At 37.5% G+C, this 15538-nt stretch carries 11 protein-coding genes; 3 read left to right on the top strand and 8 right to left on the bottom strand.

Features of this window, described 5'->3' with window-relative positions:
* Window positions 1-31 precede the first annotated feature (31 nt).
* The 8 genes from pyrG to ACLBXA_RS09670 form a co-directional block, all read right to left on the bottom strand.
* Window positions 32-1639, bottom strand: a complete 1608-nt coding sequence (gene pyrG / locus ACLBXA_RS09705) for a CTP synthase (protein ID WP_000170448.1) — start codon at window positions 1637-1639, stop codon at window positions 32-34.
* Window positions 1640-1896: 257 nt separating this feature from the next.
* The gene (rpoE, locus tag ACLBXA_RS09700; RefSeq protein ID WP_001009774.1) at window positions 1897-2430 is read right to left on the bottom strand and encodes a DNA-directed RNA polymerase subunit delta; all 534 of its coding nucleotides are present in this window, start codon (window positions 2428-2430) and stop codon (window positions 1897-1899) included.
* 155 nt (window positions 2431-2585) lie between these two features.
* Window positions 2586-3215, bottom strand: a complete 630-nt coding sequence (locus tag ACLBXA_RS09695) for a TetR/AcrR family transcriptional regulator (RefSeq protein WP_000238594.1) — start codon at window positions 3213-3215, stop codon at window positions 2586-2588.
* A 66-nt stretch (window positions 3216-3281) separates the two neighbouring features.
* Complete coding sequence (gene acdA / locus ACLBXA_RS09690) at window positions 3282-4421, bottom strand: acyl-CoA dehydrogenase AcdA (RefSeq protein WP_447617188.1); 1140 nt, start codon at window positions 4419-4421, stop codon at window positions 3282-3284.
* A gap of 21 nt (window positions 4422-4442) precedes the next feature.
* Window positions 4443-5573, bottom strand: coding sequence for an acyl-CoA dehydrogenase (locus tag ACLBXA_RS09685; protein ID WP_001011191.1), 1131 nt, complete (start codon window positions 5571-5573; stop codon window positions 4443-4445).
* A gap of 73 nt (window positions 5574-5646) precedes the next feature.
* The gene (locus ACLBXA_RS09680) at window positions 5647-6498 is read right to left on the bottom strand and encodes a 3-hydroxybutyryl-CoA dehydrogenase (protein WP_000538874.1); all 852 of its coding nucleotides are present in this window, start codon (window positions 6496-6498) and stop codon (window positions 5647-5649) included.
* 49 nt (window positions 6499-6547) lie between these two features.
* Entirely contained in the window at window positions 6548-7831 is a 1284-nt protein-coding gene (locus ACLBXA_RS09675) for an acetyl-CoA C-acetyltransferase (protein ID WP_002083553.1), read from the bottom strand.
* 9 nt (window positions 7832-7840) lie between these two features.
* Window positions 7841-9952, bottom strand: a complete 2112-nt coding sequence (locus ACLBXA_RS09670; RefSeq protein WP_001086753.1) for a heterodisulfide reductase-related iron-sulfur binding cluster — start codon at window positions 9950-9952, stop codon at window positions 7841-7843.
* 597 nt (window positions 9953-10549) lie between these two features.
* On the opposite strand from ACLBXA_RS09670, the gene cls reads away from it, so the two are divergent.
* The 3 genes from cls to ACLBXA_RS09655 all read left to right on the top strand — a co-directional run bounded on the left by cls (window position 10550) and on the right by ACLBXA_RS09655 (window position 15531).
* Window positions 10550-11743, top strand: a complete 1194-nt coding sequence (gene cls / locus ACLBXA_RS09665; RefSeq protein WP_000966425.1) for a cardiolipin synthase — start codon at window positions 10550-10552, stop codon at window positions 11741-11743.
* 32 nt (window positions 11744-11775) lie between these two features.
* Window positions 11776-12729 (top strand): UV DNA damage repair endonuclease UvsE, encoded by a 954-nt coding sequence (uvsE, locus tag ACLBXA_RS09660; protein ID WP_002083552.1) that lies wholly within the window; start codon window positions 11776-11778, stop codon window positions 12727-12729.
* 123 nt (window positions 12730-12852) lie between these two features.
* Window positions 12853-15531, top strand: coding sequence for a DUF4084 domain-containing protein (locus ACLBXA_RS09655; RefSeq protein ID WP_447617187.1), 2679 nt, complete (start codon window positions 12853-12855; stop codon window positions 15529-15531).
* Window positions 15532-15538 lie beyond the last annotated feature (7 nt).

Raw genomic sequence — 15538 nt, 5'->3', positions numbered from 1 at the left:
CCGTCACTTTAAAGTGACGGCGCTTTTTTTATTACTTGCTCTCTTTATTCGTAATAGAAGCTCTTACGAAGTCATGGAACAATGGTTGTGGACGGTTTGGACGAGAAACAAGTTCTGGGTGGAACTGTGCTGCTACGAACCAAGGGTGGTCTTTTAATTCAATGATTTCAACTAGACGACCGTCTGGGCTTGTACCAGAGAATACGAATCCTTCTTTTTCCATATCCGGACGGAACTGGTTGTTGAACTCATAACGATGACGATGACGCTCATATACAACCGGCTCATTATAAGCATTGTAAGCATTTGTTTCTTCAGAAAGCTTACATGGGTATAGACCAAGACGAAGTGTACCACCTAGGTCCTCTACATCTTTTTGTTCTGGTAATAGGTCAATGATTGCGTATGGTGTATCAGGGTTAATTTCAGAAGAGTTAGCACCTTCTAAACCTAATACATTACGTGCGAATTCGATTGATGCAAGTTGCATACCTAAGCAAATTCCTAAGAATGGAACTTTGTTTTCACGAGCATATTGAATCGCAACGATTTTACCTTCTACACCACGATCGCCGAAGCCACCTGGTACAAGGATACCATCTGTGTCTCCTACTAATTCTTGTACATTTTCTGCTGTTACGTGCTCAGCATTTACCCATTTTACTTCTACATCTGTATCGAATGAGTAACCAGCATGACGAAGTGCTTCTACAACAGAAATATATGCATCTTGAAGTTCTACATATTTACCAACAAGAGCGATTTTTGTTTTCTTAGAAAGGTTACGTACCTTGTTAACTAGCGCAGTCCACTCTGTCATATCTGCAGCTGGATTGTCTAATTTTAAGTGATCACAAACGATTTGGTCCATGTTTTGTTCTTGAAGAGATAATGGAACCGCATATAAAGTATCTGCATCGCGAGCTTCGATAACTGCTTTTGTATCGATGTCACAGAATAATGCAAGCTTGTCTTTCATATCTTGAGAAACAGGAAGTTCTGTACGAACAACGATAATATTTGGTTGAATACCTAAGCTACGAAGTTCTTTAACACTATGTTGTGTTGGTTTTGTTTTCATTTCACCCGCTGCTTTTAAGTACGGGATTAACGTACAGTGAATGTACATTACATTGTCACGACCGATGTCGCTCTTAATTTGACGGATTGCTTCTAAGAATGGTAGAGACTCGATATCACCAACAGTTCCACCGATTTCTGTAATAACAACATCCGCATTTGTTTCACGGCCAGAACGATATACGCGCTCTTTAATTTCGTTAGTAATGTGAGGAATAACTTGAACTGTTCCTCCTAAATATTCACCGCGACGCTCTTTTTGAAGAACTGAAGAGTAAATTTTACCTGTTGTTACGTTGCTGTATTTGTTTAAGTTAATGTCGATAAAACGCTCATAGTGACCAAGGTCTAAGTCAGTTTCTGCGCCATCATCTGTTACGAATACCTCACCGTGTTGGTATGGGCTCATAGTCCCTGGGTCTACGTTAATGTATGGATCAAACTTTTGAATCGTTACATTTAAACCACGATTTTTTAAAAGTCTTCCAAGAGATGCTGCTGTAATACCTTTTCCTAAAGACGATACTACACCGCCTGTTACAAAAATATACTTAGTCATGAAAAAGCTCCCTTCTATTTTGCTGTTATATAATCACCGTTGCAAAGCGCAACGTATGTAGATAACACTGTATCCATCTTATTGTTAGACTCTTTTTATTTTCTAAACAAAAAACAAAAAAGAAAATTGCTCCCCTCATCACATAAAGTAATAAGTAGGGAGCAATTTTCTTTTATATTTACACTTTAAAAGTATTATCGTCCTTTTTTAAAGAGCCCAAAAATGATTCTACATGGACGATAATGAAAAGTCAAGAACTACAGTTCTTCCTCTTCTTCTTCAGTTTCATCATACTCAAGTTCTTCTTCAGCGAAGTCGTCTTCTTCATCTTCTTCTAAATCATCAAGATCGTCGTCATCTCCGTCTTCTTCTTCAAGAACCTTGTCCAAATCTTCTACATCATCTTCTTCGTCTGCATTTCCGTCTGCATCGTCAAAGTCATCTTCATCTTCTTCAATGTAGTCGTCAAAACCGTCTTCTTCAACTTTACGTTTCTTCTTCGGTTTTGGCTGCGGTAAGATTTCTTCATCAATTTGCTCATATGGGTACCAGCTGCGTAGTCCCCAACGATTTTCTCCTAAATTAATGAAACGTCCATCGATGTTTAAGTCTGTATAAAATTGTGCGAGTTTCGCATTAACTTGCTCTTGAGATAGTCCCAGCACTTGAGCGATTTCTTGAACCAACTCGTTGAATGTCGTTGCTTGTCTTTTATCCCCTAAAACGCTATGTACAACTTCAATCATTGAACATTCTTTTAGCTCTTCTGGTGAATATTGCTTAAAATTCACTTATGCGGCACTTCCTTTCATCAAATATAACCTTATATATAACGGTCTGCTTAAAAAAATCCATACTATTCATTATAAACAAAAGTCGCACAAATATGCTACAAAAAAAACGGGAAACTTTTATATGGTAATAAAATTAATAATTTGTCTGTTCCTTATTTCGGAAGCATATGGGCACCTTGCAACACATACCTAATTTGCATTTCTGTGTATTCTTCAAGCGTATACAGTTTTTGCAGCGCCCAGCGTCTAAACCCCCACATTTGTCCTTGTATAAAAATATTATGTGCAAGAAGCTGTATTTCTTTTTTATTTAATATAAACGTTCCATTTTCCGTACACTGTTCTAAAATATCCTCAAACATTCCTACCATTTGAAACTCTTTTTCTAATACATATGGGAGAGATTCTTTCGGTAAAAAACGTACTTCTTGATACATAATTAATACTTCTTCTTGTAATTCGTCCATCACTTTAAAGTAATTCGTTATCGCTATCTTTAAACTTTCTATACTCCCTTTTTCTGTACATACTACTTCCTCTAATCGTTCTTTTACATGTTCATATATACTATCACAAACTAAATACAAAACATCATCTTTTGTACGAATGTACTCATAAAGTGTCCCTATACTAAATCCCGCCGCTTTTGCAATCTCTCTCGTTGTTGTACGCGGAAATCCTTTTTGTTTAAACAGTTGCACCGCACCTTTAATCATTTGTTCACGTCTTAACGCAACTAATTTTTCATCTTTCACCGATGCATGTACATTATGTTTAACCATTACCTTCACCTCTCTCTATTATTTTTTGGAAGGAAAAAGCGTAGGAAAATACCTACGCTTTCGTTCCTACTTCGTTAACATACGAGAAATTACAAGCCTCTGAATCTCTTGTGTTCCTTCATATATTTGTGTAATCTTTGCATCTCGCATATAACGCTCTACTGGATAATCTTTCGTATAACCGTAACCACCAAATACTTGCACCGCTTCAGTCGTCACCTTCATCGCTGTATCCCCCGCAAATACTTTTGACATCGCTGATTCTTTTCCATACGGAAGCCCTTCTGATTCAAGCCAAGCCGCTTGATATGTTAAAAGGCGTGCCGCTTCTACATCTGTTGCCATATCCGCAAGTTTAAAGCCAATCCCTTGCTGCGCCGCAATTGGCTTTCCAAATTGATGGCGCTCCCTTGCATATTCTACAGAAGCATCTAAAGCCCCTTGTGCAATACCAACAGCTTGCGCCGCAATACCGTTACGACCTCCATCTAATGTTTGCATCGCAACTTTAAATCCTTGCCCCTCTTCTCCAAGTAGATTCTCTACAGGAATACGGCAATCTTCAAACATAATTTCAGTCGTTGGTGAAGAGCGAATCCCTAGCTTGCTCTCCTTCTTCCCAACTGAAAATCCCGGTGTATCACTTTCTACAATAAATGCACTCGTACCGCGCTGCTTCGATTCAGGATTAGTTAGCGCAAAAACAACATAAATATCAGCAATACCGCCATTTGTAATGAAAATTTTTGATCCATTTAAAATATAATGGTCGCCATCTCTCTTTGCGATTGTCTTCATTCCACCAGCATCCGATCCAGATCCTGGCTCCGTTAAGCCGTATGCACCAATTTTCTTCCCTTCAGCCATCGGTCGTAAAAACTTTTGCTTTTGTTCTTCTGTCCCAAATTTAAAAATTGGCCATCCCGCAAGTGAAGTATGTGCAGATAGTGTTACACCTGTTGAAGCACAAACTCGAGATAATTCTTCAATAGCAATTACGCATGCTAAGTAATCGCTTCCAATTCCTCCGTATTCTTCAGGCCACGGAATACCAGTTAAACCAAGCTCTGCCATTTGATCAAATAACTCTCGATCAAATCTCTCTTCCTCATCACGCTCAGCTGCTGTTGGTGCTACTTCATTTTTAGCAAAATCTCGAACCATTTTTCTTATCATTTCATGTTCTTCTGATAGTTTAAAATGCATCTCCGTCTCCCCCTCGCCCTTTTATAAAGCACGGCTAATAACAAGTTTCTGTATTTCACTTGTTCCTTCATATATTTGCGTGATTTTCGCATCACGGAAAAATCGTTCTACTGGATAGTCTTTCGTATAACCGTAACCACCAAATACTTGCACCGCCTCAATCGCGACTTCAACCGCTGTCTTAGAAGCAAATAATTTCGCAATAGATGCTTCTTTACCGCATGGTAATCCTTGTGCCCTAAGAGACGCCGCTCTATATACGAGTAACCTTGCTGCTTCGACACTTGTTGCCATATCTGCAAGTTTGAAGCCAATCCCTTGCTGCGCCGCAATTGGTTTCCCAAATTGCTCTCGTTCTTTTGCATAATCAATCGCACATGCAAGCGCCGCTTCAGCAATTCCTAACGCCTGTGCACCGATTCCAATTCGCCCAACATCTAAATTCGCCATTGCCACCTTGAATCCTTGTCCTTCTTCCCCAAGTAAATTCTCAGCTGGCACTTTCATATCTTCAAAAGTAAGTTGTACCGTACGAGAACCGAGAAGCCCCATCTTATGTTCATCTTTTCCGATGATTAAACCAGGTGTATCTTTCTCTACTATAAATGCAGAAATACCACTTTTTCCTGCATCTGGATTTGTAGAAGCGAATACAATGTACGTACTTGCTTCACCACCATTTGTAATAAACACTTTCGATCCATTAATAATATAATGATCGCCTTTTTTTACAGCTCTTGATTTCAAACTCCCTGCATCCGATCCTGCATTTGGCTCTGTTAAAGCAAATGCGCCTAAATATTCCCCGGTTGCAAGTTTAGAAACATATTTTTTCTTCTGTTCTTCTGTTCCGAAATATAAAATCGGATTCATTCCAACTGACGTATGTACAGCTAAAATTACACCAACTGTTGCACTTACCTTTGAGATTTCCTCAATTGCTAGAATGTAAGAAATAAAATCCATTTCTGCCCCGCCGTATTTTGCAGGCGCTGGAATCCCCATTAATCCAAGATTACCCATCTTTTGTAAAACCTCTTTTGGGAACACCCCTTGTTCCATACTAGGAACAAAGGGAGCTATTTCCTTCTGTGCAAAATCCCGAACCATTTTCCTCATCATTTGCTGCTCTTCATTAAAACGAAAGTTCATATACTCCGCCTCCATTTGCTATATATCCTTTTAACAATTTGGTAAGACCACTATTTTGTAACAAAGGGGGAATTTATTCGTAAACGTAGAATCCACGACCTGTTTTACGACCTAACCATCCTGCATTCACATACTTACGTAATAACGGACATGGGCGATATTTACTATCTCCTAATCCTTCATGCAACACTTCCATAATGTATAAACACGTATCTAAACCGATAAAATCAGCGAGCGTCAAAGGCCCCATCGGATGGTTCATACCCAGCTTCATTACTTCATCAATTGCTTCTTTCGTCGCTACACCTTCATATAACGTATAAATTGCTTCGTTAATCATCGGTAACAAAATGCGGTTTGATACAAAACCTGGGAAATCATTTACTTCAACTGGTACTTTCCCAATTTTTTTCGTAATATCTTCAATTGCTTCATATACCGCATCATCTGTAGCCAAACCACGAATAATCTCAACAAGCTTCATAACTGGAACTGGATTCATAAAGTGCATACCGATTACTTTTTCCGGACGCTTCGTTACCGCTGCAATTTCTGTAATTGGCAGAGATGACGTATTCGTCGCTAAAATTGCGTGTTCTGGAGCAATTTCATCTAGATTCGCAAAGATTTTCTTTTTAATATCCATTTTCTCAACAGCTGCTTCAATAATAAGATCCGCTTCTTTCACACAATCTAAATCAAGCGTTACTGTAAGACGATTTAATGTCGCTTCCTTCTCTTCTTCCTTCATGCGTCCTTTTTCTACTTGGCGCGCTAAGTTTTTCGTAATGATAGCCAAACCTCTATCTAATTGCTCTTGTTTTAAATCTTGTACCTTCACGTCATATCCTGCCATTGCACATACTTGTGCAATTCCTGATCCCATTTGCCCTGCACCAATTACAACAATGTTTTGTACACCCATTTTTTCTTCCCCCTTAATTGTTAATAAATTTTATACCCTCGAACTTTAATTAGTGAACTTCAATCATCACTGCGTCCCCTTGACCGCCACCGCTACAAATCGAAGCAATTCCAATTCCGCCGCCGCGCTGCTTAAGCGCATGGATTAGTGTAACGATAATGCGCGCTCCGCTTGCTCCAATTGGATGTCCCATCGCTACTGCGCCGCCATTTACATTCAATTTTTCTGGATCAATTCCTGCGATTTCTGTACTTGCAATTGCTACCGCTGCAAATGCTTCATTAATCTCGAATAAATCGATATCTTCAATTGTCTTGCCTGTTTTTTCAAGCAATGCGTTAATTGCATAACCTGGCGTTCTTGGGAAATCTTTAGATTCCACTGCAATTGCTGTATGCGCCAAAATTGTCGCTAATGGCTTTCTTCCTTCTTGCTTCGCTCTGTCTTCGCTCATTAATACAAGTGCGGCACCACCATCGTTCAAGCCTGGCGCATTACCAGCTGTCACCGCCGCTGTCTTATCAAATACAGGTTTTAACTTTGCTAACTTTTCAATCGTTGTATCTTCACGTGGCGCCTCATCCTTTGCAACGACAATAGAATCGCCTTTTCTTTGCGGGATCGTTACTGGAACGATCTCCTCTTCAAAACGTCCTTCTTTATGCGCTGAAACCGCACGCTGATGGCTACGATATGCCCATTCATCTTGCGCTTCGCGAGAAATTCCATCTTCCTTCGCAACTTCTCCGCCATAAACACCCATGTGTGTACCTGAAAATGCGCATGTTAAACCGTCAGCAACGTTTAAATCAATAACTTCGTTGTTGCCCATTCTGTATCCCCATCTTGCTCCGCGTAAAATGTAAGGACTGTTACTCATCGACTCCATACCACCAGCTACAATCAGTGATTGATCGCCAGTACGAATAATCTGATCCGCTAACGTAACCGCACGAAGGCCTGATGCACAAACTTTATTGACTGTTTCCGTCTGCACTTCCCAAGGGATTCCTGCAGCCCTTGCAGCTTGGCGCGATGGAATTTGTCCCTGTCCACCTTGAATAACCGTTCCAAATATAACTTCTTCAACATCACTAGCTGCAACATTTGCTCTTTCAAGCGCTGCTTTAATTGCAATTCCTCCAAGTTCCGTCGCTTTTACATCTTTTAAAGATCCTCCGAATTTTCCAACTGGTGTTCTTGCAGCACTTAAAATAACTGTTTTACTCATGTTTCTTTCCCCCATTTCATTTTTTAACACTGAGCGCTCGCTCGGTATCCCTACGTTGAGAAGAGGTGCAATCATTGCACCTCTTTCTAAAGTTGTATACATTCTTATAAACTACATCGCTTCTTTTTTCTGTCCGATAACAGATCGTTCTAAAATCTCTGTCACATCAAGAGTTTGAACTTTTTCTTCTACCTCTTTCGCTTTCGTGCCATCACTGATCATCGTTAAGCAATATGGACAACCTGTACCGATAATGGATGGCTGTACAGCTAATGCTTGTTCTGTACGAGCAACGTTAATACGAGAGCCTGTTGTTTCTTCCATCCACATTAAGCCACCACCTGCGCCACAACACATTCCAGTCTCACGGTTACGTGCCATTTCTACAAGATTCACTCCAGGAATCGCTTTCAAAATGTCACGTGGCGCTTCGTACACTTCGTTGTATCTTCCTAAATAACAGGAATCATGGTACGTAACTGTTTCTTCAATAGCATGAACAGGCTTTAAACGCCCTTCTTTCACCCACTGGGCTAACAATTCTGTATGATGATAGACTTCTGCTTGCAAGCCAAAGTCCGGATACTCATTTTTAAATGTGTTATAAGCATGAGGATCAATCGTAACGATTTTCTTCACTCCTGCCTTTTCAAATTCTTCGATATTCTTTGTAGCCATCTCTTGGAATACAAATTCATTTCCGAGGCGACGTGGTGTATCTCCAGAATTCTTTTCTTTATTACCGAGAATTGCGAATGAAATGCCTGCTTCGTTCATTAACTTCGCAAATGATATTGCAATCTTCTGACTACGGTTGTCGTATGATCCCATTGAACCAACCCAGAATAAATACTCGAATTCCTCACCAGCTTTTGATTTTTCTTTTACAGTTGGAACTGTTACTTCGTCATCACCTTGGCGCCATGTTTCACGCTCTTTACGGTTCAGACCCCACGGATTTCCTTGACGCTCGATGTTTGTCATCGCGCGTTGTGCTTCCGCGTCCATTTTTCCTTCTGTTAAAACGAGATATCGACGTAAATCAATAATTTTGTCAACATGCTCATTCATAACTGGACATTGATCTTCACAGTTACGACACGTTGTACATGCCCAAATCTCTTCTTCTGTAATAACATCTCCGATTAAACTCGGATCGTAAGCGAGCGTTGTAGCCGCTGATTCTTGTTGTCCTTTTCCAGCTGCCATCATCGCTAACTGATTTCCTTGTGTATTATTGAAGGCAACTACTGGAACCCACGGTGCTTTTGATGTTACCGCAGCCCCTTTATCAGTTAAATGATCGCGAAGTTTTAATATTAAGTCCATCGGCGATAACATTTTCCCTGTGCCTGTTGCTGGACACATATTTGTACAACGGCCACACTCTACACAAGCGTATAAGTCAATAAGTTGATTTTGTCTAAAGTCTTCAATTTTACCAACACCAAATGTTTCTTGTGTTTCATCTTCAAAATCAATCTTTTCAAGCTTCCCTGGATTTGAAATACGACCGAAAAATACATTAGCTGGTCCCGCAATTAAATGCGCATGTTTTGATTGTGGAACATACACTAAAAACGTTAACAAAATTAGTAAATGCACCCACCAAGAGAAATAGAACACTGAAATGGCTACGGTTTCATTTATCCCGCTAAAAACGTAAGCGATTGCAGAAGCAATTGGTTCACTCCATGAAAGCTCCTCGCCATGCCATATAAGTCCCATACCGTTACCAAGTAGCACAGAGATCATTAAACCACCGATAAAGATAAGAACAAGACCTGATTTGAAGTTACGTTTTAAACGAACAAGCTTTTCTACATAACGTCTATGAAAAGCCCAAAATACTGCAATTAAAATAACAAGTGTGACAATTTCCTGGAAGAATGTAAATGCAGGGTATAGTGGTCCAAGTGGAAGATGTGATCCTGGTGCGAGTCCTTTCCAAACGAAGTCAATTGCTCCAAATTGGACAAGAATAAATCCGTAAAAGAACATAACGTGAATGATGCCGCTTTTCTTATCTTTCAGCAGCTTTTTCTGACCGAAAACATTGACCTTAAGAAGATCCCAACGCTCTTTAAAACGACGGTCAAATTCAATTTTTTTTCCTAATTGTATGTAGGCTATTCTCGTCCGTATAAGATATACAAACAAATATCCTGCATAAGCAATAACAGCAATGGCAGCCAGCCAATTAATGATCAGTAAGCTATTCATTTTTATGCTACCCCTCTCTTTGTAAGCCCTCTTTCTTTTTAGAATCTTCAAAAATATATAATTTTCTGAATTATATCCCCTACCCCCATTATATAATGAGTGAGCATTCAGTCAACAGTTTTTTGTTATAGAACAACACATTTTTTCATAAAGCTGTTTATTTCGGTGAAACTATAAAGTGAAACTTTAATCTGTAGGGGTGGTTCATCCCCCACTGATTATTAGTTGAACCAATCGGGCTTTTACGGGCAGTTGATTTCCAAACTAACTTCTACTTATTCATCAATTTTTGAAGCAGGAAGCTTACTGCCCGTTAAAGCGGGATAAAGTGAAACTTTAATCAATAGGGGTGGTTCATCCCCCACTGATTATTAGTTGAACCAATCGGGCTTTTACGGGCAGTTGATTTCCAAACTAATTTCTACTTATTCATCAATTTTTGAAGCAGGAAGCTTACTGCCCGTTAAAGCGGGATAAAGTGAAACTTTAATCAGTGCGACATACTATCCTCTGATGAAATTTATAATAACAACCGTGCTACCCGTATCATTTGTAACACACTGAAGGTGAAAAGAATGCGAAGGAGGGAATTCACTGATGCTCTACTTATCTCTTTTGTTAATATCCGTTGCTCTTTGGATTACAATTGACCTTTCATACGGGAGACTTCTTCATTTAAAGCGGGTAAGCTCTCGCACTTTCCCTTTACGTCAAAGTGATTTTCACCTTTATACATACGGGAAAGATTTGTATGACGCCTTATTTACTGATATAAAACAAGCACAGCACCACATTCATATTTTATTCTTCATTGTAAAAAACGATAAAATCAGTCGTGAATTTTTAAAGTTGCTGATTGATAAGGCTCAGGAAGGAATTGAAGTACGACTTTTACTTGATCGATTTGGCAGCCATTATTTATCAAACGAAGCTATTCGCTCCCTGCGAAAACATGGTGTATCTTTTTCATTTTGTCATAAGATAAAATTTCCTCTACTTTTCTTTTCTGCCAATCAAAGAAATCATAGAAAAATTACAGTGATTGATGGGAAAACTGGCTATATCGGGGGCTTTAATATCGGCGAAGAGTATCTAGGGCATAATGAATATTTAGGATTATGGCGAGACTATCATTTACGTCTTACAGGAGAAGGGGTTCAAGATTTACAAAAGCAATTTTTGCATGACTGGTTTGATGATACGAAACAGAATTTATTGGATGTTTCTCTTTATTTTCCAAAACAAAACCCAGGTACCATAATGCATCAATTTATTCCGACTGATGGTGCTTATTTACAGCATACTTTTTTACATTTAATTAACGGAGCAAAAAAAGAAATCTGTATTGGTACACCATATTTCATTCCTGGAAAAAAAATTATGAATGCCTTATTAAAAGCAAGAGAGAGAGGGGTTCAAATCACAATTCTCGTTCCAGAAAAAGCTGATCACCCTCTCGTTCGAGAAGCAAAATTCCCGTACTGCCGAAAATTAATACAGGCTGGTTGCAATATTTACGCATTTCAACAAGGTTTTTTTCACGCCAAAATTATTATAGTGGATGATGATATTTGTGATATTGGAACAGCAAACTTTGATATGAGAAGTTTATATATTAACCATGAAATAAACTGCCTGTTATATAATAAACATTTCATTCGAACAGTAAAAAATAAATTCCATGAAGATCTAGAGAATGCATCCGTACTTTCCTATAGCGATGTAAACCCACCTTCTCTTATCGATAGAGGAAAAGAATGGATTGGAACAATGCTTGCTTTCTTTTTATAGGAAAGACAATGAATAAAAGAGGTGTATCTCATATGATTATGCGGTTTGGATATGTCTCACATGCAATGGCACTCTGGGACTGTTCTCCTGCCAAAACAATGACGTTTACAAGCTTTAAGAAACTCAGCAAACAAGAGCGAGAAGACAAATTGTACCATGTTATAAGGAAAAATTTAGAGCACACAATACGTATCCTTCATTACAATATAGCGCATGAAATCCCGCTATATCGCCTATCGTCTTCCATCGTCCCACTTGCAACACATCCCGAAGTCGAGTTTGACTATATTGGGGTATTCACACCACTTTGGCGTAAAATAGGGGCTTTAATTAAAGAACACAATTTACGAATAAGTTTTCATCCAAATCAATTTACTTTATTTACAAGTGACAAGCCACATATTACTACTAACGCTATTACGGATATGACTTATCATTATAAAATATTGGATGCTATAGGCATTGCAGATTCTTCTTACATTAATATTCATGTAGGTGGAGCCTATGGAAATAAAGAAAAGGCAATTGAGCGCTTCCATGAAAACATAAAAAAACTTCCTGCACATATAAAAAAACAAATGACCCTTGAAAACGATGATAAAACGTATACAACTTCTGAAACTTTATCAATTTGCCAAAAAGAAAATATCCCATTTGTATTTGATTATCATCATCATATGGCCAATCTTTGCGAGGAACCACTAGAAGAGTTGCTTCCTGCAATTTTTGAAACTTGGTCACATACAAATATCTCTCCTAAAGTTCACATTTCCTCCCCAAGATCGGAAAAAGAATTTAGGGCTCATGCTGAATATATCGATTTAGAGTTTATTAAGCCCTTCTTACACGTTGCAAAAAAAAACAATCATAATTTCGATATTATGATTGAAAGTAAACAAAAAGACTTAGCACTATTCCGATTAATAGATGAACTTTCTGCTATAAGAGGCATTAAAAGAATAAGTGGTGCAATGTTACAGTGGTAAATTGTAACTTTGCACCATTTTTTCAAAAAAGTAATTTTTATAGTAAAAAACATCCTATTTTATATGCTATTATTTAAATTAGCATTCCCCCGAGATTCAACTTTATTGAAACGGAGTCATAATATGATTAATCAAAAAAAGTATGTACAATTTGTCATAATATACATATCTATATTTGCTCTTTGGATACTCTTTATTCCAAATGAGTCGCATATAAAGGAAATTGGGATTCTTTTCTTATTCTGTTTTGCTGCACTTTTTTCTTGCCACTGTTTATATAAAGCTATTAAAAAAATGAAACGCAGTGATAAACTATTTTGGATTTTATTACTATGCACTTGCCTATGTGGATTAGTTATGGAGATAACCCTATTTCTTAGTTCGATTTCCATGCATAATCAATCTATATTTTCATATAAAGCATTACCTTTTTTTATCATACAATATATTTTGCTCTTTGTTGGATTTGCTATAAAGTTTATAAAAAATTACTCTATTAAGGGACTTTCTCAATTCTCATTCGATAGCATCTTTATTATTATTATGAACATTTATTTCACCTTAACTTTTATCTTAGATATTTCAAGCTTCCGCATGTTAACAAAGGACACTTGGATTTTAATTGGGTATTTTATTGCACAATCATTAGTAATTTACGCCGTTATTAGCCTATATAGAAGAGAACAATATTCTTCTAGTAGAATCGCATTAATTATCGGTTTCACTATTATACTCGTATACGGTTATATTCATCTGTTTCAATTGAATTTTGGGATGAAAACTTCCGCTGAAATTAATTATTTAATACACACTGCTTCTATTTTATTAATTGGACTTTCTTCCATACTATATATTTTGGATAAACCAATGCAGCATGAAACGAAAGCAAAATATTATCGATTCGATTATATACGTTTTATACTACCTTATTTTAGTATAATTATTACTTTTTCTTTTATTATCATTCAACCTTGGGATGATAAATTCATGTTAATCGGCCTCGTGTTATCACTTATTTTGTTATTCTTGCGGCAACTTTACATGCGGAAAGATAATCAAGCACTAATCCATACATATGAACAGTTGACTACACAACTAGAGGGCGAAGTTGAAGAAGGTGCATTTGCATTATCAAAAAGTGAACAACGCTATAAATCTTTATTCGAAGATCATCCCGATGCCGTTTTCTCTTTAAATATGAATGGCATTTTTCAACAATCTAATAAGGCATGCGAAAGCTTATTTACTGCCTATTATTGCGAAGTGGCAAGCTATTCTCTGGTACACTTCATTGATTCAAAAGACCACGAACTACTTAAGAAGGCTTTACAAATTACAAAGGAAGGTAAGCCACAAACGTTAGAAGTTCGTACAAAAGAACAAGAAGGCTATTATTATTATCTCCATATTACACTTATCCCTACTTTTATAAACAAAGAAGTGGTCGGAATGTTTGGGATAGCGCGTGATATTACCACTTTATATGAAAAACAAAAACAAGTAGAACATTTAGCCTTTCACGATGCACTTACTGGATTACCAAATCGCCGAAAGTTCGAAAAAGATTTAAAAGCCATTTTGAATACAGCCCAAACTAACGCAAATGATGTCGCCGTCATGTTCCTTGATTTAGATCGATTTAAAAAAATTAACGATAGACTTGGTCATGACGTCGGAGATTTATTATTAATTGAAGTAGCAAACAGACTACGCGGTTGCTTGCGTTCAAAAGATGTCGTCGCTCGCCAAGGTGGAGATGAGTTTACCATTCTATTACCAGAAATGTACTCAGAAAAAAGTGCAATTTTTATAGCTGAACAGATTTTAACTATTTTAAACAAACCATTCTTCATTCAAGGCGAAGAACTCTCTATTACACCGAGTATCGGAATTGCGATGTATCCTGATTATGGAACTGATGTAAATGAGTTAATGAAAAATGCTGATATGGCTATGTACCGTGCGAAGGCAAATGGAAAAAACAGATTTGTTTTCTTCTCAAAAGAAATGAGTATCGCTCAAAATGAAATTCAATTCTTAGAAGGTGAACTTTCAAAAGCATTACAACAAAATGAATTTTTCCTTGAATACCAACCACAAGTAAGCACAAAAACAAAAGAAATTATCGGTTTTGAAGCATTAATACGTTGGAAGCATCCAAAACTCGGTATCGTATCTCCTGCCCAATTTATTCCTCTAGCAGAGGAAACTGGTTTTATTATTGAACTTGGTAATTGGATTTTACGTACTGCCTGTTTAGAGGCAAAAAGATGGCATAATCAAGGTTTTTCTCACTTAAAAGTTGGTGTGAATTTATCTGTTGTTCAATTTAACCATGCTGATTTAATCCCAACTATTTCAAAGGTGTTAGAAGAAACAGAACTGAAACCAGAAGCACTAGATATTGAAATTACGGAAAGCATCGCAATTAATCAAAATCAATCTGTAGTTGCAAAACTAGAACAGCTTCAAAATCTCGGCATTCAAATTTCAATCGATGACTTTGGAACTGGTTATAGTTCTTTAGCTTATTTAACAAAATATCCAATCAACACATTAAAAATTGCTCGAGAGTTTATTTGTGGAATTACAAATAGTCCTTTAGAAGAAGCAATTGTCTCTTCCATTATTACACTATCAAAAGAACTAAATTTAGAAGTGATTGCAGAAGGTGTAGAAACGGAAGAAGAATGGGAATTTTTACATAGACAAAATTGTGATCACATTCAAGGATTCTTTATTAGCAAACCTGTTTCTAGTAAAGACGTTTGGATGTTACTCCATAAAAAAACAACCGTCTAAATAAGGC

The sequence above is a fragment of the Bacillus sp. D48C genome (assembly GCF_053345735.1).
This window is presented reverse-complemented; position numbering and strand designations above follow the sequence as displayed.